This is a genomic window from Achromobacter sp. 1014246743, assembly GCF_059760725.1.
In genome coordinates, this window is sequence record NZ_JCBANA010000023.1 from 14,447 (window position 1) to 35,008 (window position 20,562).

Sequence of the window (20,562 nt, forward strand, 5' to 3'; positions counted from 1 at the left end):
GGGGGGCGCAGTCAAGGCCGGGGAAGGGTGGCCTCGCCGGGTGGAATCGAACCACCAATTGACCCTTAGGAGGGGCCGGTTATATCCATTTAACTACGGCGAGACGGGCAACTGGCAGGTGCCTGCTTCCGGCCCCTTGCTTGAACATTCGAACTTTCTGCAATGTGCAATACGTCGCGCGCCGCAGTTTATCACCCTTCGTCGCTCCAGCAGAGCGGAATGAGGGGCATGATTCGAGGTCGTCTGGCTAATTACACAGATCGAAAGTACCATAGCGCCGGCTTGCCGATCCTGGAGTTTCGAGCGAGGACTCGGGCGGGAAAATTTTCAGTCTTTCACTACTACGGTACACGTATGGTATCTATCGACATTGGATGCGGCCGCAAGAAGATTGCGGGTTCGATTGGCATCGATTTCTCTCCGATGAGCGACGCGGACTTGGTGATCGACTTGAATCGCGAGAAGCTGCCATTCGACGACAACAGCGTCGACTTCGCGTTCTCTTCTCACGCCCTCGAGCACCTCACCTTGGACGGCTTTTTCAACGTGCTGAGCGAGGTCTACCGAGTTCTGAGGCCGGGTGGGCAGTTCAAGCTGGTCGTGCCCTATTTCACGACAACGTCCAATTTCGCCAACCCGTTTCACAACAACAACATCTGCTTCAACGAGCACACCTTCCGGTTCTTCTCGTCAGATGCAGAGACCGATGCGTTGCCGAAATACCAGTATGAAACGCCAAGTTGCAGGCATTGGGGGCTGCGCTATTCGGCCAACAGTGAACTGGGTATTGAATTCAAGACTCTCAAGATCGGCTTCTTCTACTTTCCGGAATACCGGGATCTCGATGAAACAGAGCGTTTTGTCGCGAGGTCTTCGAAGACCAATGTCGTGGACCAGATCATCTATACGCTCGAGCCGGTCAAGCCCTGTCCCGTCAGGCCCGAAACAGGTCCGGTGGCCTCGGGCGACGATCCTCACCAGTTCGTTAGTGGCCAACTTCAATACTTGAAGGGGCAGCTCGAGTATTTGGACGCTCGGGAAGTGTCGACGCCCGATGTGGAGACCGCAAGGTCCTATGCGCAAGGTACAGAGCGCAAGGGGGATTGTTATGAGACTCGCGGCATCCTGACGCCGGTCAACTTCTTCGTTTACGAGCTCGATGACTTCATCCAGCGCCTGCGTCATCTCATCGATTCCCTGCAGTAGTCTATCGTCCGCAGTGTCCCTATATCGTCGATAGGTGCGGCCTTGGTGTCGCGCAACTCGTCGGCTCGCCTTCTCTTTTCATCTCTCTGGCATAGCGTCGCCCAATCTGGCTGGCGCCCGACCTGCCTGAGCGAGTGATGCAGATTTTTTCTTGCATGGCCCCCGGCACGGGAGTGGCTAGAAAAATAGTGGATTTAATCAACTATATGCCCTATATTGACTGCCACGGCCGGACCCCGCGGCAGGCGATGCCCAGCGTTCGGCCCCATACCTAGAACATCCAGGAGTGAGGCATGACCCCGACTTTCCACACGATCTTGCTGGGCGTGCAGGACCGTGTCGCCACGGTGACGCTGAACCGGCCCGACAGCCGCAATGCGCTCAATTCCCTCATGTGCGCCGAATTGGTGCAGGCCATGCAGTGGCTGGCGGCCGAGCCGAGCGCGCACGTGGTGCTGATCAACGCGGCGGGCTCCGCCTTTTGCGCCGGTGCCGACCTGAAAGAGCGCAAGACCATGTCGAACGCCGAGATGACGGCGCGGCGGGTGCAGGGCTTTGCCGCCTATGGCGCGATCGAGCGCATGCCGCAGCCGGTGATCGCCGTGGTGCAGGGCGCCGCGTTCGGCTCGGGCTGCGAGATCGCCGGTGCGTGCGACTTCGTGCTGGCCTCGTCCGAGGCGGTGTTCTGCTATCCCGAAGTGGGTTGGGGCACGGTGGGCGCCACGCAGCGGCTGCCGCGCATTGCGGGGGCGCGCCTGGCCAAGGAACTGCTGTTCACCGGCCGCCGCTTCGATGCGGCCGAGGCGCGCGAGATCGGCCTGGTCAATCATGTCTACGCCCCCGAGGCGCTGGCAAACGAGGCGGCCGCGATGGCCGCGGCCATCGCGCGCGCCGCGCCGCTGACGGTCCGGCTGACCAAGCGCAGCATCGACCAGGGCCTGGCGACGACGCGCGAAGGCGCCATGGCCATCGAACTGCTGGCCATCGAAGAAAACCTGCGCGGCACCGATTGGAAGCAGGCGATCGCCGGCTTTGGCGGCGCAGGAGACCAAGCATGATCGCCCCGATGACGCTATCGCAGGCGCTGGCGCGCCAGGTGGCCGAGCGTGCCACGGCAGAAGCCTTCGTGGCGCCGGGCGAACGCCTGTCGTGGGCCGAACTGCATGACGGCGCGCAACGCATCGCCCACGCGCTGCACGCGGCCGGCGTGCGCCGTGGCGATCATGTGGGCGTGCTGCTGGGCAACGGCGGCACGTGGGTGCAGAGCTTCTACGCCTGCGCCATGCTTGGCGCCGTGACCGTGCCGGTCAACACGCGCTTCAAGACCGATGAATTGGAGTTCTGCCTGAAGCAGGCCGACGTAACGCTGCTGCTGACGGCGGACACGTTCCTGGGCATCGACTTCCTGGATTTGCTCACGCAGGTCGAGCCGGCGCTGAACAGCGCGTTGCCCGGGACGCGGCTGCCGCGGCTGCGGCGCGTGGTGGTGCTGGGCGAGCGTCGCCTTCCCGGCGCTCAATCCTGGGAAGAGTTCATTGGGGCAGGCGATCCCACCTCGCCCGTCGACGACATCGAACTCGACGCCTTGCAACGCGACGTCACGCCCGACGACGTACTGCTGATCCAGTACACCTCCGGCACGACCTCATTCCCCAAAGGCGTGATGCTGACGCATGCCAACATGCTGACCAACGCCTGGGCCGCGGCGCAGCGCATCGGCGTGCGGCCCGACGACCGCTACTTCAGCATCCGGCCGTACTTCCATGTGGCCGGCACCACGCTGTCGATCCTGGTCAGCCTGATGACCGGCTGCTGCCTGCTGACACTGCCCAAGTTCGACGTGGCCGAGGCGCTGCGCATGCTGGATGAAGAACGCTGCACGCTGACGTCCGGCAACGACACCATCTTCCTGATGTTGATGGGCCACCCGGACTTCGATCGCCGCCGCATCCACCTGCGCGGCGGCTGGGCGGCGGCGGGGCCGCAAGTCATGCAGAAGATCCGCGATGTCATGGGCGTGCCGGGCATCTGCAACGCCTATGGTCAGTCCGAGGCCTCACCCAACATCACGCTGTCGTCGTTCGACGATCCGTTCGAGTTGCGCGCCATGGGGTGGGCGCTGCCGCATCCCGGCATGCAGGTGCGGGTGGTGGACCCCGGCACCGGCCAGCCGCTGCCGGCGGGCGAGCCCGGCGAGATCCAGGCGCGCGGCTGGAGCGTGATGAAGGGCTACTACAACATGCCCGAGGCCACCGCGCGCGCGCTGGGCCCGGATGGCTGGCTCAGCACCGGTGACCTGGGCGAGATGGACGCTTCGGGTCGCCTGCGCATGGTGGGCCGCCTGAAGGACATGTTCCGCGTGGGCGGTGAAAACGTCGCGCCGGCCGAAGTGGAAGAAACCCTGCACGGCCATCCCGCCGTGCGCATGGCGCAGGTGGTGGGCGTGCCCGACGCGCGCCTGGGCGAAGTGCCCGCCGCGTTCGTGCTGCTCAAAGACGGGCAGGACTGCACCGCGGCCGAGCTGACCGCCTGGTGCAAGGCGCGCTGCGCCAACTTCAAGGTGCCGCGCTATGTCGAAATCGTGGACAGCTTCGAGCACATCGGCATGACGGGCAGTTCCAAGGTGCAGAAGAACAAGCTGCGCGCGCACGCGGTGGCGCTGTTCGGGCTGGAGCCGCAATCGTGAGCGCGCGCGACGTGGTGCTGTGCGAATGCTTTGCGCGTGACGGCCTGCAGCACGAGCCCGACTTCATCCCCACGGACGTGAAGGCTGAACTGATCGATCGCTTCGCCGCAGTGGGGTTCGAGCGGATCGAAGCCACCTCGTACTCCAATCCCAAGGTGGTACCGCAATTCGCGGATGCCACCGAGCTGCTGGCCGCGCTGCCGCGACGGGGCGGCGTCTGGTACAAGGCCACCTGCGCCAACGCCCGCGCGGTGCAGCGCGCGTTGATCGATCTGGACAGCGGCATCGGCGCCAACGAAATCAGCCTGCTGGTCTCGGCCAGCGAGTCGCACTCGGCGCGCAATCTCAAGCGCGACCGGGCCGCGCAATGGGACAACATTGCCGAGATGGCACGGCTGGCCGATGGCCGCTTTCGCCTGATCGGCACCATCTCGGTGGCCTTCGGTTGCCCCTTCGAGGGGGCGGTGGACCCCGATGCGGTGATGGCGGATGTGCGCCGTTTCGCGGCCCTGGGCGTGGGCATCGTGACCTTGGGCGACACTACTGGCATGGCCACACCGGCCTCGGTGCGGGCGCTGTATGGCCGCATGGCGCGCGAGATGCCCGAGGTGACGCCGGTGGCGCACTTTCACGACACGCGCGGCACCGGCCTGGTCAATTACGTGGCCGCGCTGGACGCGGGCGTCAGGTATTTCGACTGCGCCTTCGGCGGCGTCGGCGGCCACCCGGCCAAGGTGCGCTACGGGGGCGGGCATACCGGCAACGTTGCCACCGAAGACCTGGTCAACCTGTTCGAATCCATGGGCGTGCGCACGGGGCTGGACCTGCAGGCGTTGCCCGCCGTGTCGCAGCGCTGCCAGGACGTGCTGGGGCGTGCGCTGCACAGCCGGGTGGCGCAAAGCGGGTTCAATCCGCTGATCGCCGCCGCGGGGGGCGTTTGATGACCGCGCGCCGTGTTTGTATATCATGCGGGCAGCAATGCGCGACCTGCGCGCGCCCCGTATTCCGACGCATTTGACGAGTCCCGCCATGGCCACCCGACCCGCATCCAAGCCAGCCCCTTCCACGCGCCCCGCTCCGCAGGCGCTCAAGGAACTGTTCTCGTATCGCCTGAACCGCCTGGCCTACGTGTCCAGCCGCATCGCTGCTGGCCTGAACGAAAGCCGCTACGGCGTGGGGCCGCGCGAATGGCGCATCATCGCGCTGCTGGGGGCGGCGCCGGACATGTCGTTGAACACGGTGGCGCGCGAGGCAAATATCGACAAGAGCCAGGCCAGCCGCACCGTGTCCGAATTGATCGAACGCGGCCTGATCCAGCGCAGTGCCGACAGCCAGGATGGCCGCGGCGTCAGCCTGGACCTGACGCGCGCGGGCCGCGCACTGTACGACGAGATGTTCCCGGCGGCGGTCGAACGCAACGAGGCCATGCTGTCGGTGCTGACGCAGGCCGAACGCGACGCCATGGAACGCATGCTGGACAAGCTGACGGGTCACGCGCTGGACATGCTGAACGAGTGCAAGGCGGAAGTGCCCGCACGTCGCGGCCGGGGCGTGCAGCCACGCTGAGCGCGGGGCGCGCGCTTTTTTTACCCTTATTGTTGATTTAATCAATTAATTTGCACGTTGCCATTGGCAAAGGATATCCGTGATGTCGGAACTGATCATCGAAGACCTGGGCGCCGTCCGGGTGCTGCGGTTGAACCGCCCGGAAAAGCACAACGCACTGAATACCGCGCTGACCACCGCGCTGCTGGACGCGCTGCGGCAGGCGGACCAGGACGCGGCCGTGCGCGCGGTGGTGCTGACGGGCAACGGCAAGTCGTTCTGCGCCGGCGCCGACACCACGGAATTCTCGGCCTTGACGCCGGAGCAACCCGATGCGGTGCTGCGACGCGCCGACCTGACCACCGACCTGCACCTGGTGTTCTCGCGCATGGCCACGCCGGTGGTGGGCGCCGTGCACGGCAACGCGCTGGGCGGGGGCGCCGGCCTGGCGCTGGCCTGCGACCTGACGGTGATGGCCGAGGACGTGCGCTTTGGCTATCCCGAGCTGCGCCATGGGATCGTGGCCGCCGTGGTGATGGCCAACCTGGTGCGCCAGGTTGGTCGCAAGCATGCCTTTGAACTGGTGGCGATGGCCGAACCGATCGACGGCGCCCGGGCCCTGGCGCTGGGCATCGCCAACCGTGTCGCGCCCGCCGCGCAGGTGCTGGACCAGGCACTGGCCATGGCGCAGCGCCTGGCGGGCTGGGAGCCAGCGGCCATGGGGCTGACCAAGCGGGCGTTCCATCGCACGGCCGACCTGGGCCTGGCCGAGGCGCTGGGCGTGGGGCGCGACGCCAACGTCATCATGCGGGGCTTTCGCCAGGGAGCGGTGCGATGAGGCCGCTGGAAGGGGTCACCATCCTGGACCTGTCGCGCGTGCTGGCCTGCCCGTTCGCCTCGATGATCCTGGCCGAGCTGGGCGCGGACGTCATCAAGGTCGAGCAGCCCGGCGGCGGCGACGAAACGCGGGGCTTCGAACCCAAGGTGCAGGGCGAAGGCGGGACGGAATCCGCCTACTACCTGGCCTTCAATCGCAGCAAGCAATCGGTCACGGTGAACTTTCGCCACCCCGAAGGCCAGGCCGTGATCCGGCGCCTGGCGCAGACCTGCGACGTGGTGGTCGAGAATTTTCCCGTGGGCACGCTGGCGAAATACGGCCTGGACCGCGACCACATCGCGCCGGATAACCCCGGCCTGATCTATTTTTCGTGTACCGGGTTCGGCATGACCGGGCCGTATGCGCCGCGCAAGGGTTACGACACTGTATTCCAGGCGATGGGCGGCATCATGAGTCTGACCGGCGAGCGCGGCGGCGGTCCGGTCAAGCCCGGCCTGCCGGTCAGCGACCTGACCTCGGGCCTGTGGGCCGCCATCGGCATCCTGTCGGCGCTGGTCGGGCGGGCCCGTTCGGGCCAGGGCTGCCATATCGATTTTTCGATGCTCGACGGCCAGGTAGGGCTGCTGTCGCTGGCGGCCGCGCGCTATTTCGCGCTGGGCGAAGTGCCGCCGCGGCTGGGCACCGAGCACCCGGGGCGGGTGCCGTCCGCCGCGTTCGAATGCGGCGATGGCCGCTGGGTCCAGATCACCGGCAGCGACCAGCACTGGAAGCCGCTGTGCGAAGCGCTGGAATTGCCGCAGTGGGCCGATGACCCGGACCTGGCCAGGAACGCCGTGCGCGTGGCGCGCCGCGAAGAAGTCATGGCCGGCCTGTCGGCAGCCGCAGCCCGGCTGACCCGCGACGAACTGTGCCGCCGTTGCGATGCACGCGGCGTGCCGGCGGGGCCGATCCTGGACGTGGAAGAGATCCTGCACAACGAGCACGTGCTGGCGCGCGGCATGGTGGCCAGCTACGACCACCCGGCCATCGGCCGTTTCGGCGCCGTGCCCGTGCCATTCAAGTTCGACGGTTTCGACGATCCGCGGCTGGAGCGTCCGCCCTTGCTGGGCGAGCACACCGACAGCGTCCTGGGCGGGCGGCTGGGCCTGTCGCCCGCGCAGATCGAAGCCTTGCGCGCCCAGGGCGCGATCTAGGACTGCCGTGACGAGCGCGTATTCCGTTTCAACAGGCATCAAGGCCTTGGGGCATGACGCCTCGGGCCTCATCTGATTCACCCCAAAAAAACACAATATTCCAGGAGACAACCCATGAAGATTCTGCAGCGCCTGTTATGCGTCGCGGCGGCGGGCGCGTTAAGCGCCTCGGCCGTCGCGGCCGATTCGTATCCCTCGCAACCTATCACGCTGGTGAACCCCTATGCCGCCGGCGGTCCTGCAGACGTGCTGGGCCGGGCCCTGGCGCGCGAGCTTGAAAAGCAGCTGGGCAAGACCGTCATCGTCGAGAACAAGGCCGGCGGCGGCGCTGCCATCGGCGCCAGCTTCGTCGCCCGCGCCAAGCCCGACGGCTACACGCTGCTGCTGGGCACGTCCGCCGCGCACGTGGTCACGCCGCTCATGCAGCAGACGCCGTACGACGGCATCAAGGATTTCGCCTTCGTGTCCATCGTCGCCAACCAGCCCAACATGCTGGTGGTGCGGCCCACGCTGAAGGCCGAAAACATCGAGCAACTGATCGCGATGGCGCGCAAGGAGCCTGGCCGCATCAACTACGCCTCGGCCGGCCCCGGCAGTTCGCCGCACCTGGGCGCTGAACTGTTCCGCGAACGCGCGGGCGTGGACATCGTCCACATTCCCTATAGCGGCGCTGCGCCGGCCATCAATGACCTGGTGGGCGGGCAGGTGGACATGGCCGTGTTGAACCTGGCTGCCAGCCTGCCATTCATCCGCAGCGGCCGCCTGAAGGCGCTGGCCTACGCCAACGACAAGCGCTCGCCGCTGTTGCCCGACGTGCCGACCCTGGCCGAATCCGGCGTGAAGGGCGCCGAGTCCGCGTCTTGGTACAGCCTGGCCGCGCCCAAGGGTACGCCGCCGGAGGTGCTGCAACGCCTGAACGACGCGGTGGCGAAGGTGAATGCCAATCCCGAATACGCCAAGCTGATGCAGGCGCAGGGTGTGGACCTGTGGAACATGACGCCGCAGGAAGCCACGGCATTCGTGGAAAAAGACCAGACCGCCATGCGCAAGCTGGTGCAGGCGGCGGGGTTGATGAAGAAGTAAGGGAAGCTGGCTGGGAAGGGGGGCCGCCTTGGGCGGCCCCTTCTCGTTCATCCCGCCAACGCCGCCACGCGCGTGAGCGCCTCGCGCGTTTCAGCCACCAGTTGTTCCACGACGGCGCCTGCCGGTTGCAGGCTGTCGATCAACCCGGCGCTTTGTCCGGCCTCGACCTTGCCGCCTTGCACGTCGCCGTCGAAGGCGGCCTGTTTCAGTGAGCTTGCCGCGAACATCGCGTCCAGCGCGGCGGCGTCGCCGCCGCGTTCGGCGGCCAGGTAGTCGTGCGCGAAGGCGTTGCGCAGCATGCGTACCGGCGAACGGCCGCGGCCCACCAGGGTCGTGTCGGCCACGCCGGCGGCCAGCACGGCGTCTTTGTAGGCGTCGCAGACGCCGGCTTCGGGCGTCAACAGGAAACGGGTGCCCAATTGCGCGCCCGCCGCGCCCAGGCACAGCGCGGCGGCGATGCCCGCGCCGTCGGCGATGCCGCCAGCCGCCACCACCGGCACCGTCACACGCCGCACCACTGCGCGCACCAGCACGTGCAGGCCGATCTCGTCCGGACCGGGGTGGCCGCCGGCTTCCAGGCCCACTGCGATCACGGCATCCACGCCCGCCGCTTGCGCCTTGGCGGCATGCTCGGGGCTGGCAATGACCTGCAACCACTTGATGCCCGCTTCGCGCGCGCGCCCGATGTGCTTTTGCGGGCCGCCCTGGGACGCAATGATGACCGGCACGCCCTCGCCGATGGCGATGTCCATGTGTTCCTGCGCGCGCTTGTTGTACAGCGGAATGTTGACGGCAAAGGGCGCGTCGGTGCCGTCGCGTACGTCGCGGATGGCGGCGCGCAGCACGTCGGGGTACATCGGGCCGGCGGCGATCACGCCCAGCCCGCCGGCGCGCGATACCGCCAGCGCCAGCGCCGCATTGGACGAGGCCCAGCTCATGCCGCCCTGGATGATCGGATAGCGCGTGCCGAGCAAGCGGGTCAACGGGGTCTGCAGAGTCATGGTCGTCGTGCCTGGGGAAAATCCCATTCTGGAATATTTGGTTGATAAAATCAACTATATTCGATGCCGCACGGCATTCATGGCGACGCGGTTATTGCCGGGGCGGCGAGGCGATTTGATTATCATGTGAAGGTCCGGCCTGCGGCTGGACCGTCCCGAGGAGGGGGCGTTTCCCATCATCAATAAGAACAATCATGTCTGGCAATACCGATACGCTTTCCGTGCGCACCCTCGTTTTGGGCACCCTGGTCGTGCTTCTGGCCATGGGCGTGCGCGCCACCTTCGGCCTGTTCATGCAGCCGATGGGACTGGCCCATGGCTGGGGCCGCGACGTTTTCTCCATGGCCTTCGCGCTGCAGAACCTGGTCTGGGGCGTGGCCTGTATCTTCATGGGCATCCTGGCCGACCGCTATGGCTCCGGCCGCACCATTGCGCTGGGCGCGGTGCTGTACATGCTGGGCATGATCGGCACGCGTTTCGCCACCGACGAGGCCACGCTGTACCTGAGCGCCGGCGTGCTGGTCGGGCTGGGCCAGGCGGGCACCACGTTCCCGGTGATCCTGCCGGTGGTGGCCCGCGCCGTGCCGCCGGCCTACCGCAGCACGGCCATGGGCATCGCCAGTGCCGGCGGTTCGCTGGGCCAATTCGCGGTGGTGCCTACGGGCCAGGTCTTGATCTCCGGGCTGGATTGGCCGGGCGCACTGTGGGTGCTGTCGCTGTTCGTGGCCTGCGCCGCGCCGCTGGCGTATTTCCTGCGCGGTCGGCCGCAAGCGCAAGGCGGACCGCAGCAATCGCTGGCCGCCGCGGTGCGCCAGGCCGTGCGTCATCCGTCGTTCCATTTCCTGTTCTGGAGCTATTTCGTCTGCGGCTTCCACACGGCCTTCATCACGCTGCACCTGCCGGCCTACGTCACCGACGGCGGTCTGACGCCCGGGCAGGGCGCCACCGCCGTGGCGTTGATCGGCCTGTTCAATGTGCTGGGCTCGTTCTACGCCGGCAAGCTGGGCGGCAAATACAGCAAGAAGCGTCTTCTGGCGGTGGTCTACGGCATGCGCGCCTTCGGCATCCTGTTGCTGTTGTGGATGCCGCTGTCGCCCTGGGTGCTGTATGCCTTTGCCGCCTGGATGGGCCTGTTCTGGCTGGGCACCGTGCCGCTGACCCAGGGGCTGATCGGGCAGATCTACGGCCTGCGTTATGCGGCCACGTTGTCCGGCATCGTGTTCCTGGGCCACCAGTTGGGCAGTTTCATCGGCGTGTGGCTGGGGGGCTATGCCTATGCCACGACCGGCAACTACGACCTGGTCTGGTGGCTGGGCGTGGTGCTGGCGGTGGTGGCCGCGCTGCTGTGCCTGCCGGTGCGCGAGCAACCGGTGACGCAACCGGCTGCGGCGTCCGCGTAATCACCCCGAGTCCGCCATGAATCCCACGCCTGCCTCGCCGCCCGCTTCGCCCAGACGCCACACCGGCTGGCGCGTGGCCGGCTGGGCCGCGCTGGCGCTGGTGCTGGGCCTGGCCTTCTGGGGCTACACCACGCCCGAGATGCAGATCCACTGGGAAAACCTGGCCTCACTGTGCGGTTTTTAGCCACGTAGGCGGGGTCGGCTCGCGGTATCCTACGGCGGTGAATTCTTCTTCGCCTTCCATGCAGGACACACCGCTTTCCTATCCCGACCTCAGCTTGCCCGACATCGGTGGCCTGCCTGCCGCCGACATGCTGGTGCTGACCGTCAACAACCGCCTGTCGCGCCGGCTCACGCTCGAGCTGGCCGGCTTGCTGCGCCAAGAGCGCCAGGTCAGTGAACTGCCCCGCATCCTGCCTTTGTCCGCCTGGTTGGCCGAATCCGCCAACGAACTGGCGTTCGAGGCCGACGAAGGCGTGCCCGCCTACCGTCTGGACAGCTTCGCCACCCAGCTGGTCTGGACCGAAGCGATCCGCGCCGAAGAAGCTGAACGCGTGCTGCTCGACGCCAGCCAGGCCGCACGCCTGTCGATGGACGCCGACCTGCTCATGGACGAATGGGCGCTGCATGTGCCGTCCGGCGCCGATACCGACGAATACCGGGGTTTTGCGCGCTGGCGCCAGCGCTATCGCAAGGCCTTGGCCGCCATCGATGCCGAAGACGCCAACCAGGGCTACGCCCGGGTCCTGGGTGCACTGGAAGACGGCCGCCTGGCGACGCCGGGGCACCTGGTGCTGGCGGGTTTCACTGACCTGTCGCCGCGGTTCCGGCGCCTGCTGCAGGCGTTCGAAGAACAGGGTTGCCTCATCGCCCAATGGCGCGACGCGCAGCGCGCGCCGGCTGCGCCGCGGCGCTTCGAGGCGCCCGACCAGGGCGCTGAATGGCGCGCCGCGGCCGAGTGGGCGGCCAGCCAGCTCAAGCAGCATCCCCATGGCCGCTACGCCATCGTGTCGCCGCAACTCGAAGCCGAATCCCCGTTCGCGCGCCGCATTCTCAGCCAGGCGCTGGCTGGCCATGGCGGCCAGCCCGCGTTTGCCTTCAACGTGGCGGTGGGCCGGCCGTTGAATGAATGGCCCCTGGCGCGCGCCGCGCTGGCCTGGTTGCGGGCGCTGGCCGAGTGCGCGGCGGGCAAGGGCTGTGGCGTCGAGATACTGGGCGCTGCCTTGCTGGCGGGCCATTGCGCGGGCGACGTCAGCGAACGCGCCCGGTTGGCGGCCCTGGACGCGCGCTGGCGCCGCCGCGGCCAGGTCCACGTTGCCGCGGCCGAGTGGCGCAAGCAGCTGGCCGTGGTACCGCCCTTGGCGCAGGCCTGGGGCCAGGCCATGGAAATCTGGACGCAGGGGGGCAACCGTGCGTCCTGCGATGTCTGGATGCTGCGCATGAAGGCCGCCCTGACGGCGCTGGGTTTTCCCGGCGAAGGCGTGCTGGACAGCGTCGGCTACCAGGTGCTTGGCGCCTTGGGCGACGCGCTGGCCAGCTTTTCGGCGTTGGCGCCGGCAGCGGGCAAGCTGGGCGGCGTGGCGGCGGTCAACCTGCTGCAAAGCGTGGCGCGGTCGGCCTCGTTCCAGCCGCAACGCGATCCGTTGGCGCGGCTGGACGTGCTGGGTCTGCTTGAAGCCGAAGGCGGCTTCTGGGATGGCGTCTGGATGCTGGGCCTGACCGACGACGTGCTGCCCGCGTCACCCAAGCCCAATCCATTGTTGCCGCTGGCGGTGCTGCGCCAGGCCAAGGCGCCGCGGGCCACCCCCGAACGCGAGCGGGAATGGGCCGAAGGCATGTATGCCGCGCTGTGCCGGTGTGCGCCTGAACTGATCGTCAGCCACGCCCGCATGGACGGCGAACGCGAATTGCGGCCATCGCCCCTGATCGCGGCGGCCCAGTCCGCCGACTGGGCGCCTGCGCCCGCACAAGGCGTTGCCGCGCTGCCGCAGGAATCGCTGGACGACTCGCAAGGCCCGCCGCTGGCGCCGGACGACCGCAGCGGCGGCGGCCTGGACGTGCTCGACACCCAGGCCCGCAATCCGCTCTGGGCCTTCGTGCGGCACCGGCTGGGCGGGCGCGAACTGGCACCGTACGCCGACGCCGCCACGGTGAACGTGCGCGGCCAGTTCCTGCACAAGGCGCTGGAACGGGTGTGGGGCATGCTGCCCGATCAAGAGGCCCTGCACGAGACGCTGGCCACAGGCCGCCTGCCCGCGCTGCTGGAACAGGCGGTGGCGCAGGCGGCCGACGAAGAACTCAAGGAGTACGCCCCGGCGCTCAAGGCGCTGGAATGCGCGCGGGCCCTGACCGTGCTGGCGTCGTGGCTTGACATGGAAGCCCAGCGCCTGCCATTTACCGTGGCCCAGGTCGAGAAAAACCACGAGTGGCACCGCGGCGCGCTGCACCTGAAACTGCGGCTGGATCGCATCGATGCCCTGGCCGACGGCCGCAACGTCATCGTCGACTACAAGACCGGGGTGGCCGCCGCCAAGCCCGAACCCGACTGGTCGCGCAGCCGCCCGGTGAACGTGCAGTTGCCGTTCTACGCCTCGGTGCTGGCCGACGCCGCGGGCGGCGAGGTCGCCGGCCTGGTGCTGGCCCAGATCCACGCGCGCCAGGTGGCGGCGCAGGGCCTGGCCGACGAAGACCTGGGCATGCCGGGCGTCACCCTGGCCGCGGACAGCAAATATTTCGACGGACTGTCGTGGCCAGAAATACGCCAGCGCTGGCGCAGCGCCATCGAATCGCTGGCCGACGAATACGTGGCCGGCTACGCCGCCAATGTGGCGTATCGCCGCGACGATCTGAAATACTGCGACGCGCTGCCTTTCCTGCGCTTGCACCTGGATGACGAGGACGCCTGAGCCATGGCCGATACAGAACGCCAGCCCCAGGACCACGCCGCGCGCGCGGCCGCGCTGGACCCCGCGCGCTCGTTCCTGGTGCAGGCTCCCGCGGGGTCGGGCAAGACCGAGCTGCTTACCGACCGCATCCTGGCGCTGCTGGCCACGGTGAATCGCCCGGAAGAAATCGTCGCCATCACTTTCACGCGCAAGGCCGCGTCCGAAATGCATGCCCGCGTGCTCAGCAAGTTGCGCCGCGGCCTGGATGCTCCGCCCGATGCGGCGCACGAACGCCGCAGCTGGGACCTGGCCCGTGCCGCGCTGGCACGCAACGATGAACAGGGCTGGCACCTGCTGGACCACCCGGCGCGCCTGGCCATCCGCACCATCGACTCGTTCTGTGCGGGCCTGGTGCGCAGCATGCCGTGGCTGTCCGAATTGGGCGGCATGCCCGAGATCACCGACGATGCGCGCGGCCACTACGAGGCCGCGGCCCGCGCCACGCTCGACCTGGCCGACGACTACGACGCCGTGCGCATCCTGCTGCAGCACATGGACGTGGATGTGCAGGCCGCCAAGGAAGCCATCGCCGCCATGCTGGGCCAGCGCGACCAATGGCTGCCGCTGCTGCGCCATGGCTCTGACCGCGAGGCCTTGGAGGCCACGCTGGCCGAGGCCATCGGCGAAGACCTCGACGCCCTGTGCGAGGCCATGCCCCTGGGCTGGGCCGACGCCCTGTCGGGCCCCGCCCGACTGGCCGCCACGCAGTTGCAGGACGGCGACGATGACAACAAGCTTGCCGCATTGCTCGACTGGACCGACGAACTGCCCGCCGATGCCGAGGTGCTGGACGAGTGGCGCGCCGTGGCGCACCTGCTGCTCACCGGCACCGGCACGCTGCGCAAGACCGTCAACAAGAACCTGGGCTTTCCGGCCAAGTGCGCCCACAAGGAACCCTTCGTGGCCTGGCTGGAAAGCGCGGACCCCGACGCCCCCTGGGTGCGGCGCCTGGCCGCCGTGCGCGATATCCCCTCGCCGCACTTTTCGGACGCCCAATGGGAAGTGCTGGGCGCGCAGCTTATGACGCTGGCCCTGGCGGTCGCGCAATTGCGGCTGCGGTTCGCCGACACGGGCGAGGTCGATTTCATCGAAATCTCGCAGCGCGCTGCCGCGGCGCTGGGCAGCGCCGACGACCCCGGCGAACTGCTGCTGAAACTGGACGCCTCCATCCGGCACCTGCTGATCGATGAATTCCAGGACACCAGCCAGACGCAGCTGGACCTGCTGCGCACGCTGACGTCCGGCTGGCAACAGGGCGACGGCCGAAGTCTTTTCCTGGTGGGCGATCCGATGCAGTCCATCTACCGTTTCCGCAAGGCGGAAGTCGGGCTGTTCCTGGAAGTCGCCGAACAAGGCGTGGGCGAACTGCAACCGGGTTTTCTGAACCTGACCGACAATTTCCGCTCGCAGGCCGGCATCGTCGACTGGGTCAACCAGTCCTTTGCGCAACTGCTGCCCAAGCGCAGCGACGCGGCGGCGGGCGCCATCAAGTACAGCCCGTCCAGTGCATTTCACGAGGCCCTGCCGGACCCGGCCGTGCGCTTTCATCCCGCCTGGTCGCGCGCCGGTGCGGCCCCGGCGGAAGAACAGGCCGAAGACATCGCCGTGGGCCTGGTGCGCCAGGCGCTGGCGGAAAACGCCGGCAGCAAGCACCCCGTCGCAGTGCTGGTGCGGGCCCGCAGCCACCTGGGCAACCTGACGCGCCGGCTGGCGCAAGAGGGTATCCGCTGCCGCGCGGTCGATCTCGTGCCGCTGGCTTTGCGGCCGGTGGTGGCCGACCTGGTGCAACTGGTGCGCGCCTTGTCGCATCCGGGTGACCGGCTGGCCTGGCTGTCGGTGTTGCGTGCGCCGTATTGCGGCCTGACGCTGGAATCGCTGCAGCGCCTGTTCGGTGCCGACCACGTCACGCCGGTGCCGGTGCTGCTGGAACGCGCGCTGCGTATCGTGCCGGCCCAGGCGGCCGCGGGGGGCTTCGAGGCCACATCCGGTTTGGCACCAGGGAAGCGGTCCGATCGCACCGCAGTCGCGCACCAGGGGGGGCAGTTCGGTCACGCCGATGCCGCGCCCCAAGGATCGCTGTTCGATCACACGGAAGCGCCGCCCCAAGGATCGCTGTTCGACGACGCCGAAGCCCCGCCGTATGGGGACCCATCCGCCGATACGCCCTCGACGCCCGTGGCGCAGACGCTATTGCACCCGGACGAATATGCCCGCCTGCGCCAGGTGGCGATGGTGCTGCTGGACACGCGCAACGCCTCGGGCGCCATACCCTTCGCAGCCTGGGTCGAAGCGCTCTGGCGTCGTCTGGGCGGCCCGGCGCTGTACAGCGGCCCATCGGTGGCCACCGACGCCGAAAGCCTGTTCCAGCTGGTCGAGCGCCTGGCACCCCATGGCGCCATCGACCCGGCCGCGCTGGACGCCGGCATCGCCCGCTTGTTCGCCGCGCCTGACGCGGCCGACGAAGAAGCCGCGGTCGAAATCATGACCATGCACAAATCCAAGGGCCTGCAGTTCGACACGGTCATCCTGTACGGTCTGCACCGCGCCCCGCGTGGCGACCAGCCGCCGCTGGTGCGCTTCGAGCAAAGCGGCGGCCGCGTGCTGTTCGGCCCGGTCAAGGCCCGCGCCGAAACCGAAGCCGACCCGGTGTCGCGCTACCTGGGGGCGCGCGAAGCGCGCCGCGCTTCCTACGAAATCGACCGCCTGCTGTACGTGGCCGCCACCCGCGCCCGCAAGCGCCTGCACCTGGTGGGCCATGTCTCGATCGACGAGGCCAGCGGCCAGCCCAAGACCCCGTCCTCGGCCAGCCTCCTGGGCCGCCTGTGGCCCTGCCTGACCCCGCCCGTGCCCCCGTCGTCCGGCGAAGACGCCGCCGCGCCGCCCGAAGACGGCCCCGAATGGCAAGGCGAACCCCTGCGCCGCATCGATACGACCGGCCTGGCACACCTGTCGCGCCAGGCCGACGTTGCCATCAGCCCCGGCTTCGCTGCCGCCGCGCGCGGCGCCTGGGGCGAGGGCGGCGAGCATCCCGCCTGGCAACTCGAGTCCGGCTACGACGCGGCCATCGGCACCCTGGCCCACGCATGGCTGGCCCGCATCGGCCAAGACGGCGTCGCCGCCTGGCCCGCCGAAGCACTGGCTGACCGACTGCCCGCCATGCGCCGCCAACTGACCCGCGCCGGCATCCCCGCCAGCCAGGCCGACGCCGCCTCCGAAGCCGTGCTGGACACCCTGCAAGCGACCCTGTCCGACGACCGCGGCCTGTGGCTCCTGTCCCAATCCGGCGCCCGCCGCGAATGGCCCCTGATCGACGCCGCCGGCAAGGTCTCGGTCATCGACCTGGCCCTGAGCACCGAAGATGGCTGGCTGATCGTCGACTACAAAACCGGCCGTCCCCAACCCAACGAGTCCCCCACCGCCTTCGCCCAACGCATGCGCCAACGCCACGGCGACCAACTCCTGCGCTACTGCGCCCAAGTCACCGCCCTTGACGGCCGCCCCGCCCGCGCCGCCCTCTACTTCCCCCGCGCCAAAGCCTGGATAGACCTGACTCCACCCCCCTAAGTCAGCCACTCCACACCCAATCAACGCGACACAACCAAAAGAAGCCAAACCGAAGCCAGCACGCCACAAGACAAGCAAGCAACGCCCTCAACCAGGCAAATAAAGCCAGCCAGTAAACAAGGCAAGCAGACAACGCAAAGCAAGCAAAGCGAGCAAGCAAGGCAAAGCGAGTGAGTAAGGCAAAGCGAGTGAGTAAGGCAAAGCGAGTGAGCAAGCAAGCAAGGCAAAGCGAGCAAGGCAAAGCGAGCAAGCAAGCAAGGCAAAGCGAAGCGAGCCAAAAGGACAAGCGAAGCGACGTCCTCTCCCCCTCCCCCCCGGGGGGAGGGCCGGGGAGGGGGCCCCCCTACAGCCCCCTGGGGCCCGCCAATCAAGAGGCTAGCAAGCGAGCAACGCGAAGCTCTGCTAGAATCTTGATTGGCGGGCCCCTTCGCATGGTTCGACGGTGAACCTGGTCAGGTCGGGAACGAAGCAGCCATAGTCGTTTAGGGTCAGTGCCGGAGTAAGGCTCGCCAACCGGTTTCTCAAAGGGGACGGGGTTGTTTTCCAAGGGGGATTCCCCGGAAGATGATTCCGTCCCCTTTGCATTTCACGCCGGCCATCGCTTAGGCTCTTGCAAAGGCTCTACAATCCCGCCATGACTTATCTGGTACTGGCCCGCAAGTGGCGGCCGCGATCGTTCGATACCCTCGTGGGACAGGATCACGTGGTGCGCGCGCTGACGCATGCGCTCGACACCCAGCGCCTGCATCATGCCTGGCTGTTCACCGGCACCCGCGGCGTCGGCAAGACCACGCTGTCGCGCATCCTTGCAAAATCCCTGAACTGCGAAACCGGCATCACCTCGAAGCCCTGCGGCGTCTGTCGCGCGTGTACCGAGATCGATGCCGGCCGCTTCGTCGACTACCTCGAGCTGGACGCGGCGTCCAATCGCGGCGTCGAGGAAATGACCCAGCTGCTCGAGCAGGCCGTCTACGCGCCGGGTGCGGGCCGCTTCAAGGTCTACATGATCGACGAAGTGCACATGCTCACCGGGCACGCGTTCAACGCGATGCTCAAGACGCTGGAAGAGCCGCCGCCGCACGTCAAATTCATTCTTGCCACCACCGATCCGCAGAAGATCCCGGTCACGGTGCTGTCGCGCTGCCTGCAATTCAACCTGAAGCAGATGCCGGCCGACTCCATCGTGGGCCACTTGCAGGCGGTGCTGGGCGAAGAGCAGGTCGGCTTCGAAGTCCCTGCGCTGCGCCTCATCGGCCAGGCCGCGTCCGGCTCCATGCGCGACGCGCTCTCCCTGACCGACCAGGCCATCGCCTACAGCGCCGGCAACCTGACCGAAGACGCCGTGCGCGGCATGCTCGGCACGATCGATCAACGCCACCTGGTGCGCCTGCTCGACGCCCTGGCTGCCGGCGATGCCAAGAGCGTGCTCGCCGTGGCCGACGAGCTGGCAACCCGCGGCCTGTCGTATGCCGGCGCGCTGGCCGACCTGGCTGTGCTGCTGTCGCGCGTGGCCATCGAGCAGCGCGTGACTGGCGCGATGCCGGCCGAAGACCCGTTGGCGGCCGATATCGCCCGCCTGGCGCAGGTGCTGCATCCCGATGCCGTGCAACTGTTCTATTCCGTGGCGGTGCATAGCCGCGGCGAACTGACGCTGGCGCCGGACGAATACGCCGGCTTCATCATGGCCTGCCTGCGCATGTTGGCGCTCAATGGCGACGCCGGTCCGCAGACGGCCCTGGAAGCGCCCGCCACGCCGGCCCGCCAGACGGCAGAGCCGGCCACGGCAGCCGCGCAGCCGGCGCCGGCTGCGCCGGTCGCAGCCGCACCCGTTGCGTCGCCGGCGCCTGCCGTGCAGGCCTCGGCGCCCGCTGCGGTGACGCCGTCGCCTGTTGCGCAAGCCGCCGTTGTTCAGGCACCCGTCGTCGCTCAAGCTCAGGCCGCACAAACGTCCGTCGGGCAAGCGCCGGCCAGCCAGGCCGCCACGAATCAGCCCCCGGCGACGCAGCCCGACGCGGCGCAAGCGCCGGTTGCCCAGGCCGCTGCGGCGACGCCCGTGCTGGCCCCTGTCTCCGCCCCGGCTGCTCCGGCGCAGGTTGCCAGCGTGGCAGATGAACCTGCCGCAAGCCCCGCCGCCGCACCGGCCGTTGCGCCGGTTGCCGCCGCAGCCGCCGCTGCGAACTCGGCAGCCGCTGCGCAAGCGCCGTCGGCTGGCATTCCGCCCTGGGAAGAGATTCCCGCCGACGCGTCCGCGCAATCCGTCGCGCCGGCCGCGCCTGCGCAACCGTCTGCTCCCGCGAATGCGGCAACGGACGCGCCGGCATCGCCGCCTGCTGCGGGAACGCCCGTCGCCGGATTGCCCGCCGCCGGATTGCCCGTCGCCGGATTGCCCGTCGCCCCCAAATCCGCACCGCTCGCTGTGACGCCGGCCGCTGCCGCTGTCGCGCCCGCCGCGGACGACAATGATGGCCCCCCGTCCTGGGTCGACGAGGAAATTCCCTTCGAAGCCGAAGGCGGTTTCGTACCGGACGGCGGCTTCACGTCGGATCCCGACGACGACTTCGAAACCCTGGCCAGCGCGCCGTCGGTGGCCCCGGTGCCGTCGCCCGCGCCCGCCCGGCGTGACGGCGCCGCCCCGGCGCGCAAGCGCCAGACGCGCGCTCGCCTCGCCGACATGACCTCCACCGCCTGGCCCGAGCTGGCCGCGCGCCTGCCCGTAACCGGGCTGGCCGCCGAGTTGGCCCGCCAAAGCGAATGGGCCGGCGTGCAGGGCGATGCCGTCATCCTGCGGGTGGCGGTCCGGACGCTGGCCGAAAGCGAAAGCCGCGTGCGGCTGCAGACCGTGCTGTGCGAACACTTCGGCCAGGGCATCCGCCTGGATGTCGACGTCGGCGCCGTCGGCGAAGCCACGGCCCACGCCGTGGCCCAGGCCGAGCGTGCGGCGCGCCAGCAGGCCGCCGAAGACGCGGTCGCCGTCGACCCGTTCGTGCAGGCGTTGCTGTCCGATTTCGGCGGCCATGTCGTGGCCGGCTCGATCCGCCACGTCGATCCCCCTTCCGCCGCCGCCTGAGGCGCCGGCAAATCCCCTTATTCCCCTCGTTCAA

General features: G+C 68.2%; 14 protein-coding genes, 1 tRNA gene and 1 other RNA gene. 14 read left to right on the forward strand and 2 right to left on the reverse strand.

What is annotated here, in order from left to right; genetic code table 11:
* Window positions 1-28: 28 nt before the first annotated feature.
* Window positions 29-103: transfer RNA gene (locus tag AC6LJ2_RS11840), tRNA-Arg, on the reverse strand.
* Window positions 104-354: 251 nt separating this feature from the next.
* Between AC6LJ2_RS11840 and AC6LJ2_RS11845 the strand changes: the two genes are divergently transcribed.
* From AC6LJ2_RS11845 to AC6LJ2_RS11880, 8 genes are all read left to right on the forward strand, one after another.
* Window positions 355-1,206, forward strand: a complete 852-nt coding sequence (locus AC6LJ2_RS11845; protein ID WP_498151416.1) for a class I SAM-dependent methyltransferase — start codon at window positions 355-357, stop codon at window positions 1,204-1,206.
* A gap of 293 nt (window positions 1,207-1,499) precedes the next feature.
* Window positions 1,500-2,264: an enoyl-CoA hydratase/isomerase family protein gene (locus AC6LJ2_RS11850; protein WP_263911460.1), complete on the forward strand. Its 765-nt coding sequence runs from the start codon at window positions 1,500-1,502 to the stop codon at window positions 2,262-2,264.
* Window positions 2,261-3,892 (forward strand): AMP-binding protein, encoded by a 1,632-nt coding sequence (locus AC6LJ2_RS11855; protein WP_498151417.1) that lies wholly within the window; start codon window positions 2,261-2,263, stop codon window positions 3,890-3,892. Before AC6LJ2_RS11850 ends, AC6LJ2_RS11855 begins: the two co-directional genes overlap by 4 nt.
* The gene (locus AC6LJ2_RS11860) at window positions 3,889-4,833 is read left to right on the forward strand and encodes a hydroxymethylglutaryl-CoA lyase (RefSeq protein ID WP_498151418.1); all 945 of its coding nucleotides are present in this window, start codon (window positions 3,889-3,891) and stop codon (window positions 4,831-4,833) included. Before AC6LJ2_RS11855 ends, AC6LJ2_RS11860 begins: the two co-directional genes overlap by 4 nt.
* An 88-nt stretch (window positions 4,834-4,921) precedes the next feature.
* Complete coding sequence (locus AC6LJ2_RS11865) at window positions 4,922-5,458, forward strand: MarR family winged helix-turn-helix transcriptional regulator (RefSeq protein WP_263911464.1); 537 nt, start codon at window positions 4,922-4,924, stop codon at window positions 5,456-5,458.
* Window positions 5,459-5,540: 82 nt separating this feature from the next.
* Window positions 5,541-6,275, forward strand: a complete 735-nt coding sequence (locus AC6LJ2_RS11870; protein WP_263911466.1) for an enoyl-CoA hydratase/isomerase family protein — start codon at window positions 5,541-5,543, stop codon at window positions 6,273-6,275.
* The gene (locus tag AC6LJ2_RS11875) at window positions 6,272-7,468 is read left to right on the forward strand and encodes a CaiB/BaiF CoA transferase family protein (protein WP_498151419.1); all 1,197 of its coding nucleotides are present in this window, start codon (window positions 6,272-6,274) and stop codon (window positions 7,466-7,468) included. The genes AC6LJ2_RS11870 and AC6LJ2_RS11875 overlap by 4 nt, the downstream gene beginning before the upstream one ends.
* Before the next feature lie 114 nt (window positions 7,469-7,582).
* Complete coding sequence (locus AC6LJ2_RS11880) at window positions 7,583-8,551, forward strand: Bug family tripartite tricarboxylate transporter substrate binding protein (protein ID WP_263911469.1); 969 nt, start codon at window positions 7,583-7,585, stop codon at window positions 8,549-8,551.
* 47 nt (window positions 8,552-8,598) lie between these two features.
* Here AC6LJ2_RS11880 and AC6LJ2_RS11885 read toward each other — a convergent pair whose 3' ends face one another.
* Complete coding sequence (locus AC6LJ2_RS11885) at window positions 8,599-9,552, reverse strand: NAD(P)H-dependent flavin oxidoreductase (RefSeq protein ID WP_498151420.1); 954 nt, start codon at window positions 9,550-9,552, stop codon at window positions 8,599-8,601.
* 194 nt (window positions 9,553-9,746) lie between these two features.
* Between AC6LJ2_RS11885 and AC6LJ2_RS11890 the strand changes: the two genes are divergently transcribed.
* From AC6LJ2_RS11890 to dnaX, 6 genes are all read left to right on the forward strand, one after another.
* Window positions 9,747-10,952 (forward strand): MFS transporter, encoded by a 1,206-nt coding sequence (locus AC6LJ2_RS11890; RefSeq protein WP_175195516.1) that lies wholly within the window; start codon window positions 9,747-9,749, stop codon window positions 10,950-10,952.
* Window positions 10,953-10,968: 16 nt separating this feature from the next.
* Window positions 10,969-11,136: a hypothetical protein gene (locus AC6LJ2_RS11895; RefSeq protein ID WP_263911471.1), complete on the forward strand. Its 168-nt coding sequence runs from the start codon at window positions 10,969-10,971 to the stop codon at window positions 11,134-11,136.
* A 58-nt stretch (window positions 11,137-11,194) separates the two neighbouring features.
* On the forward strand, window positions 11,195-13,858 hold the full coding sequence (locus tag AC6LJ2_RS11900; protein ID WP_498151421.1) for a PD-(D/E)XK nuclease family protein: 2,664 nt from the start codon (window positions 11,195-11,197) through the stop codon (window positions 13,856-13,858).
* A gap of 3 nt (window positions 13,859-13,861) precedes the next feature.
* The gene (locus AC6LJ2_RS11905; RefSeq protein WP_498151422.1) at window positions 13,862-17,461 is read left to right on the forward strand and encodes a UvrD-helicase domain-containing protein; all 3,600 of its coding nucleotides are present in this window, start codon (window positions 13,862-13,864) and stop codon (window positions 17,459-17,461) included.
* A 416-nt stretch (window positions 17,462-17,877) separates the two neighbouring features.
* Window positions 17,878-17,975: signal recognition particle sRNA small type (ffs, locus tag AC6LJ2_RS11910), an RNA gene on the forward strand.
* Window positions 17,976-18,095: 120 nt separating this feature from the next.
* Complete coding sequence (gene dnaX, locus AC6LJ2_RS11915; protein WP_498151423.1) at window positions 18,096-20,528, forward strand: DNA polymerase III subunit gamma/tau; 2,433 nt, start codon at window positions 18,096-18,098, stop codon at window positions 20,526-20,528.
* Window positions 20,529-20,562: the final 34 nt, after the last annotated feature.